Annotated in this window: 11 protein-coding genes; 8 read left to right on the top strand and 3 right to left on the bottom strand. The window is 65.4% G+C overall.

What is annotated here, in order from left to right:
- Nucleotides 1-28 precede the first annotated feature (28 nt).
- Nucleotides 29-1,204, top strand: coding sequence for a PAS domain-containing protein (locus AUR65_RS09230; RefSeq protein WP_058566542.1), 1,176 nt, complete (start codon nucleotides 29-31; stop codon nucleotides 1,202-1,204).
- Nucleotides 1,205-1,302: 98 nt separating this feature from the next.
- A complete protein-coding gene (locus tag AUR65_RS19970) occupies nucleotides 1,303-1,479 on the top strand; it encodes a hypothetical protein (protein ID WP_199180585.1) in 177 nt (58 codons plus the stop codon).
- Between the two features lie 35 nt (nucleotides 1,480-1,514).
- On the opposite strand, the gene AUR65_RS09225 is transcribed toward AUR65_RS19970, so the two are convergent.
- Complete coding sequence (locus AUR65_RS09225; protein WP_058566541.1) at nucleotides 1,515-1,907, bottom strand: DoxX family membrane protein; 393 nt, start codon at nucleotides 1,905-1,907, stop codon at nucleotides 1,515-1,517.
- A 60-nt stretch (nucleotides 1,908-1,967) separates the two neighbouring features.
- Nucleotides 1,968-2,972, bottom strand: coding sequence for a polymer-forming cytoskeletal protein (locus AUR65_RS19720; RefSeq protein ID WP_158250832.1), 1,005 nt, complete (start codon nucleotides 2,970-2,972; stop codon nucleotides 1,968-1,970).
- Nucleotides 2,973-3,249: 277 nt separating this feature from the next.
- Here AUR65_RS19720 and AUR65_RS09215 point away from each other — a divergent pair, with 277 nt between their 5' ends.
- Both AUR65_RS09215 and AUR65_RS09210 read left to right on the top strand, forming a co-directional pair.
- Entirely contained in the window at nucleotides 3,250-7,302 is a 4,053-nt protein-coding gene (locus AUR65_RS09215) for a PAS domain S-box protein (protein ID WP_058566540.1), read from the top strand.
- A 126-nt stretch (nucleotides 7,303-7,428) separates the two neighbouring features.
- A complete protein-coding gene (locus AUR65_RS09210) occupies nucleotides 7,429-9,576 on the top strand; it encodes a PAS domain S-box protein (protein ID WP_058566539.1) in 2,148 nt (715 codons plus the stop codon).
- A gap of 1 nt (nucleotide 9,577) precedes the next feature.
- On the opposite strand, the gene lrp is transcribed toward AUR65_RS09210, so the two are convergent.
- Nucleotides 9,578-10,039, bottom strand: coding sequence for an HTH-type transcriptional regulator Lrp (lrp, locus tag AUR65_RS09205; protein WP_058566538.1), 462 nt, complete (start codon nucleotides 10,037-10,039; stop codon nucleotides 9,578-9,580).
- Between the two features lie 283 nt (nucleotides 10,040-10,322).
- Here lrp and AUR65_RS09200 point away from each other — a divergent pair, with 283 nt between their 5' ends.
- The 4 genes from AUR65_RS09200 to AUR65_RS09185 are packed head-to-tail and all read left to right on the top strand — an operon-like array spanning nucleotide 10,323 to nucleotide 15,345.
- Nucleotides 10,323-11,537 (top strand): BMP family lipoprotein, encoded by a 1,215-nt coding sequence (locus AUR65_RS09200; RefSeq protein WP_084816415.1) that lies wholly within the window; start codon nucleotides 10,323-10,325, stop codon nucleotides 11,535-11,537.
- Between the two features lie 57 nt (nucleotides 11,538-11,594).
- A complete protein-coding gene (locus AUR65_RS09195; RefSeq protein ID WP_058566536.1) occupies nucleotides 11,595-13,163 on the top strand; it encodes an ABC transporter ATP-binding protein in 1,569 nt (522 codons plus the stop codon).
- Nucleotides 13,160-14,293, top strand: coding sequence for an ABC transporter permease (locus tag AUR65_RS09190; protein ID WP_084816414.1), 1,134 nt, complete (start codon nucleotides 13,160-13,162; stop codon nucleotides 14,291-14,293). Before AUR65_RS09195 ends, AUR65_RS09190 begins: the two co-directional genes overlap by 4 nt.
- Nucleotides 14,290-15,345 carry an ABC transporter permease gene (locus tag AUR65_RS09185; RefSeq protein ID WP_058566535.1) on the top strand — a complete coding sequence of 352 codons (1,056 nt, stop codon included), beginning with the start codon at nucleotides 14,290-14,292 and terminating at the stop codon, nucleotides 15,343-15,345. Before AUR65_RS09190 ends, AUR65_RS09185 begins: the two co-directional genes overlap by 4 nt.
- Nucleotides 15,346-15,380: the final 35 nt, after the last annotated feature.

The raw sequence follows: 15,380 nt of genomic DNA, 5'->3' as shown, positions 1-15,380 counted from the left end.
TATGACTCTGAGGCCACAGTAGGTCCGTATGGACGTGTCCCTGCTCCACGATATCGCGCCGTTCAGCACGGAACAACGCGCGATGCGAATCCTGTTGGTCGACGACGACGAGCCGATGGTGGAGCTGTCCGCGACGTTCCTCGAACGCGAGCTCGCCGACGCCGAGACGGCGACGTACACCGACCCGGAGCCGGCGCTCGACGAACTCACCGACGGCGGGTACGACTGCGTCGTGAGCGACTACGACATGCCGGGAATGGACGGACTCGAACTGCTCACGGCGGCGCGCGAGCAGGGCATCGAGATTCCCTTCGTCCTCTTTACCGGCAAGGGGAGCGAAGAGATCGCCAGCCGCGCCATCTCCGCCGGCGTCGACGAGTACCTCCAGAAGGGCGGCCCCGAGGAGTACCCCGTGTTGGCGAACAAAGTCTCGAACCTCGTCGAGAAGTACTGGGCCGAGACGCACATGCGACGCGGCTTTCTCGCCATCGAGTCCGCCGAGGAAGGCATCGGCATCATCGACGGCGACGGCGTCTACCAGTACATGAACAAGGCGTACGCCGCGCTCTACGACCGCGACCGGACCGAACTCATCGGGGAGCATTGGGACATCCTCTACCCGGACGACGAGGCCCGGCGCTTCCACGAGGAAATCCTCCCGCAACTCGAAGCCGAGGGGTCGTGGCGCGGCTTTTCGACCGGCGTCACCAAAGACGGCGAGGCGGTCCCCGAGCGCCTCGTGTTGACCCAGATGGACGACGGCGGACACGTCTGTATCGTCCAGGAACTCACCGAGGTCGACGCGCTCCAAGCGGAGGTCGAACTGAAAGACCGGGTGCTCGACGCCATCGGCGTCGGCATCGTCGTCACCGACCCCTCGCAGGACGACAATCCGATCGTCTACTGTAACGAGGCGTTCGAGGCGCTCACGGGCTACGACGCCGAGTCGGTGACGGGTCGCAACTGTCGGTTCCTCCAAGGTCCCGAGAAGGACCCGGAGACGGTCGCCGAGATTCGGGCCGCGCTCGACGCCGGCGAGTCGATTTCGACCGAGATTCGCAACTACGACGTCGACGGCGAGCCCTTCTGGAACCGTCTCGACATCCATCCGGTTCGGGACGACGACGGCGCGCTCGAATGCTTCGTCGGCTTCCAACGCGTGGGCGACCGCGACGGCGACGCAGACGACGCGGACTCGCCCTGACGCGAACGTCGCCGCAGTCGCCGACGACTATACTGGAAACGGTGGGGTGTCTGGCCCACGGGTAAGAGCTACAACCGCCGCACGCCTCATCTGGAATCATGTCCCGACGGACCCGTCTCCAACAGTTTCTCGTCGTCGCCGCGTTCGTCTTTGCGGTGTACTGGATAGTCGATGGTTCGCTACTCATCGCGGGCGGGTGGGTCGTCGTCGGACTGCTCAACGTATACACGCTCAGACACGAGGACGCGGCCGACGACGACGCAATCGACGTGTGACCGCAGAAAACGAGGGGTTGTGTGTCGGTCTGTGGTTACTCGTTCGACGCGCGCTTGAAGAACGCGACCGCCGCACCGAACAGCGTCAGGTTCTGCAGGAACGAGGTGAGTTCCTCGTCGCGGGCGTCGTCGTCGACGGCCCAGAAGTCGTGCATCGTCGGCGTGACGCCGGCGAAGAACGCCGCGACGCTCGCGGCGGCGAGTTTGGGGAGTTTCCAGAGGCCGATACCGATGCTCCCGCCGAGGAGCAGACCGCTCGCCGCGGGGACGAGTCGGTCCGCCTCGGGGACGCCTTTCGCCTCGGCGTAGGCGATGCGGCCGTCGAGGTCGGTCAGGTTGCGAATCGCGAGAACGGCGAGACCGCTCGCGAAGAGGGCGCGGGCGAGCCGCGATGGCGTGCTGCGTTCGGATTCGTCGGGGGCTGTCATCACCTTTCGAAAATGGAGTCCTAATTATAAGCGCTCTGTTTACGAATTGGCCAATAAGGTTTAGTACGCGAAACTGACCGTCCCCGTATTGACGTGCCCCTCAATCTGATTCGCCTGTTTCAGGTAGATTTGCCCGCTCACGCTCACATTTCCGCTCACTCGCGACCCGGAGCGCAGATAGAGGTTCTGTCCGCCGTTGACGTTACCGTTCAACCTCGCGCCGGAGCGGAGTACGATGTCTCCCGAAACGTTAACGTCCCCTGTGATAGTCGCCCCGCTCAGTAGGAAGAGACTGCGAGCGTTGTTGACGTTGCTACTGAGGGTGACGCCGCTTTCGATGACGACCGCGCCATCCGCGTCGATGGGCGTGTTCGAGTCCGCCGAGACGCGAATCGCGTCGCTCGGCGGCGACGGCGGGGTCGAATCGTTGGAACCGCCAGCGTCACCGGAGCCGTTGGAGCCACTCACATCGCCAGAGCCGCCGGACCCATCCGAACCCCCGGACTCACCGGCACCGTCACCAGAGGGCGCTTCGTTCGTCGCGACGATTGTGAGTTGTCCGGTCGGCGAGCCGTTCCCGCCCGCGGTGGTGTCAATCGTGGCGTGAAGCGCGGTCGACTCGCCGCTCGAAAGTGACTGGACGCTCGGCGAGGCCACGCTCCCGACCGCGAACGTGACGGTCCCGGCTTCGAGCGCGATGGTCGCGCTCGGGTCGGCGGTGGGGTCAGCGCTCGGCGCGTCCGTCGAGACGCCGACGTACGTCGGGGAGCCGTCGGCCGCGTTGTTGGCGATGGTCACGATGTCGGTGACGGTGGTGACCGCGTTCTGGTTGAAGCCCGCGGCACTGGGACCGCCGAGGTCGATAGTGAGCGTCCCCGTCGCGGAGTCGTCGCTCACGTAGACGCCGTCGCCGGTGAGCGTGAGAAACGCGCTCGCGTCGCCGGCCGTGTCCACGCTGACCGCCCGCTGTGCGCTCACAGTCGTGAATGCACCGCTCCCCACGAGTGCGCCCCCGGCAGTCAGCATCGACCCGAGCCCGAGCAGCACCGAACGTCGCGAAGTCATGTCAACCCTACCCGGTATCGGGCTAAAGTATTAGCCTGCTATCCCCCCGGAAAGGGGAGCTTGAACACGCCCGAGCCCGCGATAATCACTCGTTTCACGCGTTGGTATGCCGGTGTCTGACGTGTACTTCGATGGGGAGACTGACTCAGAAATGAGACACACGTCTCCCGCACAGCCGCACCACGCAAGGATGCGAGGTGGGCCCGCGGTCAGCCTCGCGCCGGGTCGTTGTCCGTGGAAAACGCTTACCTCATCTCCGTGGATTCATTCACGCATCATGTCCCCCCTCGCCGACGCATCGAACGAGCCGATTCGAGTTCTCTACGTCAACGACGACGCCGAGTTCACGGAGCTGGTCGAGACGAAACTTCGGGCGACGGGGTTCGGATTCGACTGCCGCACCGCGACGCGGGCCGATGCCGCACTCGACGAACTCTCGACCGGGCGAGTCGACTGCGTCGTGACCGCCCAGTCGCTCGCCGATACCGACGGCCTCCAACTGACGGCGGCGATTCGAGAGCGCGACGACGAGATTCCGGTGATTCTGTTCAGCGGGCAGGGAAGCGGCGGCCTCGCCGACGAAGCCGCACGCGTCGGCGTCTCGGACTACATCCCGCTCCGCGCCGACCGGGACAACTTCGCGTTGCTCGCGCGCCGGGTTCGAACGCTCTCGAACGCCGCTCGCGCGCGGCGCGACGCCGATCGAGCGCGGACACAACGCGACCGCGTGCTCGAACGGACGAGCGACGGCGTCCTCGCAGTCGACGGCGAGTGGCGCATCGAGTACGCGAACGAGCAGTTCGCCGAGCGCCTCGGCCGCGCCCCCGACGAACTCGTTGGGACCGGGTTCTGGGAGGCGTTCCCGTCGGTCCGCGGGACCGAACTCGAAGCCACGCTCCGAACGGCGATGGAACGCGGCGAGGCCGCCTCGGTCGACCGGGGTCGCACCACGCCGTTCGGCGACAACGTCGACCTACGCGTGTTCCCCGACGACGACGGCCTCACGGTGTTCTCGCAGGCGAGCGCCACCGACCGGGGCCGCACCCGGACCCAGCGCCTCGACGCCGAGCGAAGCGAGACGGTTCTCGAACAGATTCACGACGTGGTGTTCATCCTCGACGCCGACCGGACCGTCCAGTTCGCCAACGCGGCGGCGGCCAGACTGCTCGGCGCGACGGGGCCGTCGGCGCTCGTCGGGTCGCAGTTAGGGTCGCTCGTCGGCCGGCACGTGTCCGACGACGACGCGAGCGAGTTCGTGCGGGCGGTCGCAGACACGCTCGACGCCGCCGAAAGCGACGGGGGGACCACGGGGCTGTACGACGCCGACCTCCAAGTCGATTTCACGGACGGAAGCGGCACGCGGACGTTCGACGTTCGACTGACGCCGTTTCGCCGGGCGGGCGAGTCCAACGCGCTCGTCGTCGCCCGAGACGTGACCGAACGGAGCGACGCCCAACGACAGTTAGAGCGCGAGCGCGACGCGCTGCGCGAACTCCAGTCGGTGATGGCCGCCGAGACGCCGTCGCCCGACGAACGCCTGTCGAGTCTGATTGCGGTCGGCTGTCGGACGCTCGGCCTCGATATCGGCATCGTCTCGCGTATCGACGGCGAGGACTACACCGTCCGGGCGGTCCACCCGTCCGACGCCGGCATCGACGTCGGCGACCGTTTCGACCTCGCGGCGACGTACTGCGAGGAGGTGGTCGGCCAGCGCGAGGTGTGCGCGTTCACGGACGCGGCGACCGCGGGGAAAGCAGACCACCCCGCCTACCGCGAGTTCGCGCTCGAATCGTACATCGGGGCCCCGCTCGTCGTCGACGGCGAGCGCTTCGGAACGCTCAACTTCTCGAGTCCGTCGCCGCGGGCGACGCCGTTCGGAACGCTCGAACACACGTTCGTCGAACTCCTGTCGGAACTCGTAAGCGCCGTGCTCTCGCGGAGCCGCGACCGGGGCGAACTCGAACGCCAGCAGTTCCTGTTCGACCGGGTCCAAGACATCGCTGACATCGGTATCTGGGAGTTTATCCCGGCGACCGGCACGCTCGAGTGGTCGGCCGGCGTCAGGCAGATTCACGGCGTCGACCCGGACTACGAGCCAGCGCTCGACGACGCCATCGACTTCTACCACCCGGACGACCGAGACCGGGTTTCGGCGGCCGTCGCGGCGGCGGTCGAAGACGGCGAGTCGTTCGACCTCGATCTTCGGCTCGTCCGGACGGACGGTGAGATTCGCGACGTTCGCGCGTGGGGCCACCCGGTCGACAGCGACCCCCACGACGGCCGGGTCGTCCGCGGCGTCTTCCAGGACGTCACCGAGCACACCCAGCAGGCGCGCGTCCACAAAACGCTCGCCGAGGAGTACGAGGCCCTGCTCGACACGTCCGGCGACGCGATTTTCCTCATCGACGTCGAGACGACCGACGACGGCCCGAGCTTCGAGTTCACCCGTCTCAGCACCGGCTACGAGCGGGCGACGGGCCTGACGACCGACGACGTGCGAGGGAGGACGCCGCGAGACGTGTTCGGCGAGGAACGCGGGGACGAGTTGGAAGCCAACTACCGCCGCTGTGTCGAGCGGCGCGCCCCGATTTCGTACCGCGAGGAGCTTCCGCTCGGGGTCGACGCCCGATTTTGGGAGACGAGCCTCGCACCGGTCATCGTCGACGGCGACATCGCCAGAATCGTCGGCATCGCTCGCAACGTCACCCCGCAGGTCGAGCGGGAGCGCGCGCTCGAAACCACGAACCAGCGGCTCGAATCGCTCATCGAAGCCGCGCCGCTCACCATCACGGAGTTCGACGCGGACGGCGACGTCGTCCTCTGGAACCGGGGCGCAGAAGAGATGTTCGGGTGGTCGCAAGACGAGGTCGTCGGCGACCCCGTCCCGTTCGTCCCCGACGACGCCGAAGACGAGTTTGAGGCCCACCGAGAGCGGGCGCTTCAAGGCGAGCGAATCCGCGGCAAAGAGGTCCGCCGCGAGACGAAAGCCGGCGAGCAGTTGGACCTCCTCCTGTCGGCCGCCCCGATTTCGGACCCCACGGGAGAGGTGGCGAGCGTGCTCGCGGTGCTCGACGACATCACCGAACAAAAGCAGTTAGAACGCGACCTGCGCGCGCTTCAAGAGACCGCCCAAGCGCTGAGCCGGGCGCAGACGAGCGACGAAATCGGCGACATCGCCGTCGACGCCGCGAGCGACATCCTCGGTTTCGAAATCGCCGGCGTCTGGGAGTACGACGACCGGGACGACGCGCTCTTGCCGATCAGCGAAACCGCCACCGCGCGCGAGACCTTCGAGTCGATTCCGCGGTTGACCGCCGGCGAGAGTTTGGCGTGGCAGGCCTTCGAATCGGGCGAGTCACAGGTGTACGACGACGTGCTCTCACAGCCGGGGCTGTACAACCCGGAGACGGAGATTCACAGCGAGATTCAGGTCCCGCTGGGGGAGTACGGCCTCATGATGGCTGGCTCGCCGTCCACGGCGGCGTTCTCCGAGACCGACGTCGACCTCTTTCGCATCCTGAGCGCGACCGTCGAGGCCGCCTTCGCCCGCGCGAGTCGCGAGGCGAAACTCCAACGGCAGAACGACCGCCTCGATAAGTTCGCGAGCGTCGTCGCGCACGACCTCCGGAACCCGCTCACCGTCGCCATCGGCTTCCTCGAACTCACACAGGAGACGGGCGACACGAGCTATCTGTCGAAAGTCGAGTCGGCGCACGGGCGGATGGAACGGCTCATCGAGGATCTCCTCGCGCTCTCGCGCGGGGCGACGAGCGTCGAGCAACCGACGCAAATCGACCTCGCGGCGCTCGCGACCGAGGCGTGGGGCTACGTCGACACCGACGCGGCGACGCTCACGACGGCCGACGACCTCGGCGCGATCGCCGGCGACCGCGGACGACTGACGCAACTGTTCGAGAACCTGTTTCGGAACGCCGTCGAGCATGGCTCGACGGGCAGTCGGGATGCTCCCGACGACGCTGTGGAACACGGTTCCACAGGCAACCAGACTTCGTCTGGTGACGCCGTCGAGCATGGCTCGACGGGCAGTCGGATTTCATCCGACGACGCCATGGAACACGGCGGCCGCGACATCACGGTGACTGTCGGCCCCCTCGAAGACGCGGCGGGCTTCTACGTCGAAGACGACGGCGTCGGCATCCCCGAGTCACATCGCGGCGAGGTGTTCGACCACGGCGTGACGTTCAGCGACACGGGAACCGGCTTCGGCCTCTCCATCGTCGACGACATCGCGAGCGCACACGGCTGGCAGGTGGACGTGACCGACGGCACCGACGGCGGTGCGCGCTTCGAGTTCCGGACGGAGCGGTGAGCGAGTGCGGCCGGCTGCCGTCTCCGAATCGTTCCGTCAGGTCGTTCAACGAAGGGTCGCCACCCGTCCGCATCCCCGCGAGCAACAACACCATTATGTTGTGGTACGATCACGTTTGTCTCACGAATGGATCCGCCTCGCGACGCGCCGCGTTCGCTCTTGGAGTCGGCGTCTATCGACGTGCTGCACGTCGATGACGACCCCGAGTTCGCCGAGATGATTGCGGCGTTTCTGGAACGCGAGCACTTCACCGTCCATACCGAGGCAGACCCGCAGACCGCGCTCGACCGAATTCGGCGGAACGGCTCGGCATTCGACTGCATCGTCTGCGACTGCGACATGCCCGATGTCGACGGCCTCGACGTGCTGCGGCGCGTCCGCGACGAGCACCCCGACCTCCCGGTCATCCTCTTCACCGGAAAGGCGAGAGACGAGATTGTGAACGAGGCGCTTTCGGCAGGCGCGACCGACTATCTCCGGAAGGGCGACGACACGAGTCAGTATCGACTGCTCGCCACCCGCATCGAAAACGCCGTCGAGCGCACTCGGGCCTCGCGGGACCGCACCCGCGGACTCGCGGCCATCGAAACCGCGCACGATGCCATCTGCATCCTCGATACGGACGGCACTATCGAGTACGCGAACACGGCCAGCGCGACGCTGTTCGGCACCGACCGCGAGGACCTCCTCGGCCGCCACTGTGAGGCGTTCTTCCCCGACGACGACGTGCCGGCAGTCTACGACTCGGTGTTGCCCGAGGCCCGCGAGAGCCGGTGGTCGGGTCGGTCGTCGCTCGTGCGTGATGACGATGGACTGGTCGACGTGGAGCACACGCTCACGAGCACGGCGGACGGAGCGCTCATCTGGTCGCTGTCACAGCGTTCGCGAGGCGACGAACTCGAAGCGAAACTGTCGCGTCGGGAGCGGGCGATGGACGAAGCGCCAATCGGCATCGTGCTCACCGACCCCCACGCGGCGGACAACCCCATTGTCTACGCCAACGAGCAGTTCACCGACCTCACAGGCTACCGACGAGACGAGGTCCTCGGACGGAACTGCCGGTTCCTCCAAGGCGAGCGGACGGACGAGGCGGCCGTCGACGAACTCCGGACGGCGGTCGAGGAACGCGAGCCTGTGACGACCGAACTCCTGAACTATCGCAAGGACGGCACCGAGTTCTGGAATCGCGTGCGCGTCGCGCCCCTGTTCGACGACGACGGCGTGATCGACTTCTTCGTCGGCTTCCAAGACGACATCACGCCGCGGAAGACCTACGAGGAACTCCTCCGGTCGAACACCGCCCGACTCGAAGCGCTGTTCGAACACTCGCCCGACCTCGTCGTCGTTCATCAAGACGACGGCACCATCCAAGACGTGAACCAGCGGATGTGCGAGGAACTGGGCTACAGTGAGGCGGAGCTCGTCGGCAAGACCGTCTGGGATCTCGACCCCTCGTCCGACCCGGCCCGCTCGAAGTCGTTCTGGGCGGAGCTGCCGGCGAACGAACCACACCGGTTCGAAGGCGCGCTCGAACGCCGCGACGGCACGACGTTCCCGACCGAAGTCCACCTCATCGAACTCAACATGGACGGCGAGGACCTGTTCGTCGCGATGATTCGCGACATCAGCGAGCAGAAGGAACGCGAGGCCGAACTCGTCGAACAGAACGAGCGCCTCGACCGCTTTACGAGCGTTGTGAGCCACGACCTCCGCAACCCGCTTCAGGTCGCCATGGGTCGTCTCGAGATGCTACAGGACAACTGCGACAGCGACCATATCGACGATATCGACCGCGCGCTGACCCGCATGGACGACCTCATCAGCGACCTGCTCGTCCTCGCCCACGACGGCGACGATGCCATGGACATCGCACCGGTCGCGCTGGCCGACCTCGCGCGGTCGTGCTGGCAGAACGTCGTCACCGACGGCGCGACGCTGACCGTCGAGACCGACGCCGTCCTCGACGCCGACCGCGACCAACTCCAGCAACTCCTCGAAAACCTGTTTCGCAATGCGGTCGAACACGGATCCGACGACGGCGACGTGACCGTCACTATCAGCGAGACCGACGACGGCTTCGCCGTCGAAGACGACGGCCACGGAATCCCCGAGGACGACCGTCACACCGTGTTCGAAGCCGGCTACACCACGTCTCCCGAGGGGACCGGCTTCGGCCTGAACATCGTCTCGCAGGTCGCGGCCGCGCACGGCTGGGAGGTGGCGGTTTCAGAAGGGGCCGCAGGCGGCGCGCGCTTCGAGTTCCGCGTGGACTGACTTACGCGTCGCCGGCGTCGAGGTCGAACTGCTCGTTTTCGGAGACCGCGTTGAGGACGACGCTGGTGTTCGACTCGCGGATGGGCGCTTCGCTCAACAGCGCCTTGATCTGGCGGTTCATGTCGTCGGTGTTTCTGAACTTGCCGACCGCGAGGACGTCGTAGTCGCCGGTGACCTCGTACACCGAGACCATCTGCGGTTCGTCAGCGAGGAGTTCGGTCACATCCGTGAGCGCGCTCCCTTCGACTTTGAGGTGCATGACCGCGGTCACGTCGTAGCCGAGCGCGTCGTAATCGAGCCGTGGCGTGTAGCCCTCGATGATACCCTCTTCTTCGAGGTCTCGCAGGTGGTTCGAGACGGTCGTCACCGACACATCGAGTTCTTCGGCGAGGCTCCGAAGACTGCGCCGCCCGTCTTTCAACAGGGCATTGATGAGGTCGGAATCCAGGTTTTCGTAGGTCATACGCGGTCTGTTTGCAGGTGATTGTGATTAATCTCTCGGTCGAAAGTTGACAATCCGGTGAATCGTCCACGCTTTCATTCTGAAAATGTCTCGAACCCTCGTCGGTCGAGAACGAACCGCCTGCCACGTCATCACCCCCGCGTCACTCCGACAGTTGGCCCGCGTTTTCGAGAGGGAAGTGCGGTAAAGGAATATCTCACACTTTCGTCTCACCGATTTACGACACGAAAATAGCGCATAATTATTTATGTTACTCAACTCTGAGTGAGTCTGAGGCCACACTATGGCACCAAGGGACACAACCGCGGGCGATTCGAAAGACGAGACGACAGCGCAGGAGACACGACAGCGTGGGAGCCGACGGCGGGACGTTCTCAAATCGGGACTCAGCCTCGCCGCGATGGCTGGGGTCGCGGGCTGTATGGGTGGCAACGGCTCGGAAGAGACGACCGAAACGACCGAGACGTCCGGCTCGGACGACGAGGAGACCGACTCCGAGACGACAACGAGCGACGAGTCGGAAAGCGAGCCGACGAACGTCGCAATCGTCTCCAGTCCGGCGGGATTCGGCGACCAGGCGTTCAACGACCTCGCGCTCCAGGGACTCCAGACGGCCGCCGAAGACTACAACATCGAGATTCAGCAGGTCGAAGAGACGAACCAGTCGAACTACCAAACGGTCCAGTCGCGGCTCGCAGAGAGCACGAATCCCGACTACGACCTCATCGTGCTCGTGAGCTACAACCACACGCAGGCGCTGCAGACGAACGCCGAGGCGTACCCTGACCAAGACTGGATGCTGATAAACGCGTCCGTCGACCAACCGAACGTCGCGGGTTACACGTGGGCGAACCACGAGATGTCGTTCCAGGCGGGCGTGTTGGCTGGGACGATGACGACCCGCGAACTCTCTCACGAGGGGAACTCGCTCGACCCCGACACGTCGACTGTCGGGTTCGTCGGCGGCGTCGACGGCTCGCTCATCAACGCCTTCGAGCGTTCCTACCGAGCGGGCGTCGAGTGGGTCGACGAGAACATCGACGTCAGGGTCGGCTACATCGGAAACTACACCGACACACAGACCGCCAACAACATCGCCACCTCGCAGTACGATGCCGGCGCGGACATCGTCTACCACGCCGCGGCGGCGGCGGGGCAAGGTGTGTTCCAGGCCGCACAGGACTCCAGCCGGTTCGCCATCGGCGTCGACGCGGACCAGTCGGTCACGCTCCCGGAGTACCAAGACGTCATCATGGGCTCCGCGGTGAAGTACATCAACGAGGGGACGTACGAAGTCGCCGAGGCCGTCGTCCAAGACAACTGGTCGGCAGTCCAGGGCGCGAACGTCCTCGGCCTCGAAGAGGACGCCGTTCGGGTCGTCTTAGGTCAGGCAGTCGGCGACTCGCTTCCCGACGTCGTCACGCAGAACCTCGAAGAGGCGAGACAAGCCATCATCGACGGCGACGTCTCTGTCCCCTGTAGCGCCGGCGGTTGCTAACGACGCCGCCATGTCACCCTTTCGCGGATTTTTTACTGACTGCACCGACGCCAACCCATGACAGACACAACCGCACCAGCAGTTCAACTCACGGACATCACGAAGCGTTTCGGCGACGTCGTTGCCAACGATAGTGTCGACCTGACGCTCGATCGCGGGTCGATTCACGCCGTTGTCGGAGAGAACGGTGCCGGAAAGACGACGCTGATGAACGTCCTGTACGGGCTGTACGACCCGAATGAGGGGACCATCACCATCGACGGCGAACCCCGGTCGTTTGACTCTCCGCGAGATGCGATTGCGGCGGGCATCGGGATGATTCACCAGCACTTTCAGCTCGTCGACAACATGACCGTCCTCCAGAACATCGTGCTCGGCCACGAACCCTCGACACGGGGGCTCGTCGACGAGGACGCCGCCCGCCGTCGAATCACGGATATCTGCGACACGTACGGCTTTACCGTCGACGAACACCTCGACACGCGAATCGAAGAACTCGGCCTCGGCATCCAACAGCACGTCGAAATCGTCAAAAGCCTCTATCGAGGTGCCGAGACGCTGATTCTCGACGAACCGACGGCCGTGTTGACGCCCCAAGAAGTCGAGGGACTGTTCGACGTGATGGAGGAGCTCACCGCCGACGGTCGGTCGCTGATCTTCATCACCCACAAGTTAGACGAGGCGATGCACGCGGCCGACGATATCACCGTCCTCCGCGACGGGAGCGCCGTCGGGACGGTCGACGCATCGGCGACGTCGCAGAACGAACTCGCACGCATGATGGTCGGGCGCGAAGTGCTGTTCGACGTCGATTCGGGGACCAGCACGCCCGGTGAGGTCGCCCTCACCGTCGACGACATTGCCGTCCGCGACGAGCGCGGTCTCGAGCAAGTCCGCGACGTCGGCTTCACCGTCCGCGAAGGCGAGATTCTCGGTATCGCCGGTGTCGAGGGCAACGGCCAACAGGAACTCATCGAGGCCATTACCGGGATGCGCGAACCGGAACGCGGCACCGTTTCGCTCCACGGACGGGATATCACGGAGACGTCTCGCCGCCACCGCATCGAAGCCGGCATCTCGTACGTTCCGGGCGACCGACTCGAAGAAGGGCTCGTCCAGGACTACACGCTCGTCAGGAACGCGCTGTTGAGCAACCAGACGATCGACGCGTTCTCCGACGGGGTCTTTCTGGACTGGGCACGAATCAGCGACCACGCGGACGAGATTATCGAGGAGTACGACGTGCGACCGCGAAACCCGGAGGCGACCGCGAAGTCGCTTTCCGGTGGGAACCAACAGAAGTTCATCGTTGGTCGCGAACTCGAACGCGAGCCGTCGGTGCTCGTCGCGGCCCACCCAACCCGCGGCGTCGACATCGGGTCGATCGAGTTCATTCACCAGCGATTCCAAGAGATGCGAGACGAGGGCGTCGCTATCCTCCTCGTCTCGTCGAAACTCGACGAGGTCCAGAAGCTCTCAGACCGAACGGCCGTGATGTACGAGGGCTCGGTCGTCGATATCGTCGATCCGGACGACGTGACCGAGGAGGACCTCGGCTTACTGATGGCAGGACGGTCGCAGAACGACACCGAGCACACGACCGCCGGCATGGAGGGTGACGCGTGAGCGACGCCGCAACTGGTGGGGTCCGCGGCCTCGCAGATCGCATCGCCGACTACATGCTCGACGCGTCGGTGCTCGAACGCATCGTCATCGCAGTCGTTGCGACCGCGCTCGCGTTGCTCATCGGCTCGATCATCGTCGCCGCGTCCGGATACGACGCCGTCGAGTTCGTCTCGTCGCTCGTGTACGGCGCGGTCGGAAACGTCTCTAACCTCGCGTTCATGCTCCGGCAGTCGTCGATGTTGATACTCACCGGCGTCGCGGTCGCGGTCGCGTTCCGCGCCGGCGTGTTCAACATCGGCGTCCAAGGCCAGTTCGTCGTCGGCGGCTTCGCGGCCACCCTCGGCATCCTCTTCGCCGCGCCGGTGCTCCCGCAGTCACCGCTCTCCGGCGTGGTGTTGATGGCGTTCGCCACAGTCTGTGCGCTCGTCGCCGGCGGCGCGTACGCCGCGCTTCCGGGACTCATGAAAGCGTACGCCGACGCCAACGAGGTCATCACGACCATCATGCTGAACTTCATCGCCTCCGGCGTCGTCTACTTCCTGCTCGATGCGTATCTCCGCCCGGAGGGGGCGGCCGCACCGAACACCGAACAGTTCCCCGACTACGTCGGACTCCCATCGGTCGTCTTCGAGAGCCCGTCGTTTTCGATTCTCGGGCTCGGCGTCGCGCTGGTGACCGTCGTCGTCATTTATCTGGTGATGGACCGCACGGGGTTCGGCTACGACCTCGTCACGAGCGGCTACCAAGAGCCCGCCGCGAAATATTCCGGCGTCGACCCCCAGCGGATGATCGTCCGGACGATGACAATCTCCGGGATGATCGCCGGCCTCGCCGGCGCACTCTTCGCAATCATGATTCTCGGCTACTACAGCGACCCCAACACGTTCCCGACCTTCGGCTTCGATGCGATCGCCGTGAGCCTCCTCGCGGCGAACAACCCGCTCGGTGTGATTCCCGCCGGACTCCTGTTCGGTGGCCTCGACGCCGGCGGCCAGTACATCGGGTTCACGCTCGACGTGCCGAGCGAGCTCGTCGACGGCGTCATCGGGCTCATCGTCCTGTTCGTCGCCGCGCCGGAACTGTTCCGCGCGGCGGGACAGTACACCTCTCTCGGGGGTGACCGCGAATGAGCGCGACCGGCACCCTGTTCGACGACCGCCGGGCACTTCTCGGTGTGCTCGGCGCGCTCGTCGCCGTCATCGCGCTCCTGCTGTTCGTCGATCTCCCGGGGTCGGACCTCGTGACTGTCGGCGCGCTCGAACGCGCCCTCCAGGCGGCGACGCCAATCGCGCTCGCGGCCATCGGCGGCCTGTACGCGGAGAAAAGCGGCGTCTTCAACATCGGGTTAGAGGGCTTCATGATCTTCGGCGCGCTCATCGGTGCCGCGGTCGCCTGGCTCATCGCCGGTGGGGGAGACATCAGTCAACTCCACCTCTGGATCGCCTTCGGTGCGGTCGCCGTCATCACTGGCGTGTTAGCGACGCTGTTCGCCGTCCTGCTGATTCGGTACGAGGCGAATCAGATCGTCGCTGGCCTCGCGGTGTGGTTCATCGGACTCGGCTTCGGGCCGTTCGCCGCGACGGTCCTCTGGGGCGGCGTGTCCAGCCCGTCGCTCCCGAACATCGATACGATTGCCGTGCCCGTCCTCGCCGAGATTCCGGTGCTCGGACGGTTGCTATTCGACGCCTCACCGCTCGTCTTGCTGACCATCGTGGTCACCGTCGCGGCCTGGGTCGTCCTGTTCCGCACGCGATACGGCTACTGGGTCCAAGCGGCCGGCGAGAACCCGGAAGCACTCGATACCGCCGGTGTCGACGTCAACCGCGTCCGCTATGCGACGGTCATCTTTTCGGGCGTCATGGCCGGCTTGGGCGGCGCTGTCCTGTCGATCGGTATCGGAAGCGGGTTCACCGGCACCGGCGTGACGATGGTCGACGGCCGCGGCTGGATCGCTATCGTCGCGTATCTCTTCGGCAACTACAACCCGCTCGGGACGTACGGCGCGTCGCTCCTGTTCGGCGCGATGGACATGCTCCAGATTCAACTGCAGACCATCGGCATCTCGCTGCCGGGGAGCATCACCGGACTGTTCCCCTACGTCGCCGTACTCATCGTCCTCGTCGGCGTTGGCTACACGCGCGTGCCGTCGGCGGTCGGTGAGTCCTACGACACCGAGGAATAGGGTGCTGGCTCCCCTCCCGGGGACGCCAGTTCGAA

The organism is Haloferax marisrubri (genome assembly GCF_001469875.2).
Lineage (GTDB): Archaea > Halobacteriota > Halobacteria > Halobacteriales > Haloferacaceae > Haloferax > Haloferax marisrubri.
This window is presented reverse-complemented; position numbering and strand designations above follow the sequence as displayed.

Excerpts from the sequence above, each read along its gene's own strand:
- AUR65_RS09230 (WP_058566542.1), top strand. The coding sequence starts at position 29 with ATGGACGTGTCCCTGCTCCACGATATCGCGCCGTTCAGCACGGAACAA.
- AUR65_RS19970 (WP_199180585.1), top strand. The coding sequence starts at position 1,303 with ATGTCCCGACGGACCCGTCTCCAACAGTTTCTCGTCGTCGCCGCGTTC.
- AUR65_RS09225 (WP_058566541.1), bottom strand. The coding sequence starts at position 1,907 with ATGACAGCCCCCGACGAATCCGAACGCAGCACGCCATCGCGGCTCGCC.
- AUR65_RS19720 (WP_158250832.1), bottom strand. The coding sequence starts at position 2,972 with ATGACTTCGCGACGTTCGGTGCTGCTCGGGCTCGGGTCGATGCTGACT.
- AUR65_RS09215 (WP_058566540.1), top strand. The coding sequence starts at position 3,250 with ATGTCCCCCCTCGCCGACGCATCGAACGAGCCGATTCGAGTTCTCTAC.
- AUR65_RS09210 (WP_058566539.1), top strand. The coding sequence starts at position 7,429 with ATGGATCCGCCTCGCGACGCGCCGCGTTCGCTCTTGGAGTCGGCGTCT.
- lrp (WP_058566538.1), bottom strand. The coding sequence starts at position 10,039 with ATGACCTACGAAAACCTGGATTCCGACCTCATCAATGCCCTGTTGAAA.
- AUR65_RS09200 (WP_084816415.1), top strand. The coding sequence starts at position 10,323 with ATGGCACCAAGGGACACAACCGCGGGCGATTCGAAAGACGAGACGACA.
- AUR65_RS09195 (WP_058566536.1), top strand. The coding sequence starts at position 11,595 with ATGACAGACACAACCGCACCAGCAGTTCAACTCACGGACATCACGAAG.
- AUR65_RS09185 (WP_058566535.1), top strand. The coding sequence starts at position 14,290 with ATGAGCGCGACCGGCACCCTGTTCGACGACCGCCGGGCACTTCTCGGT.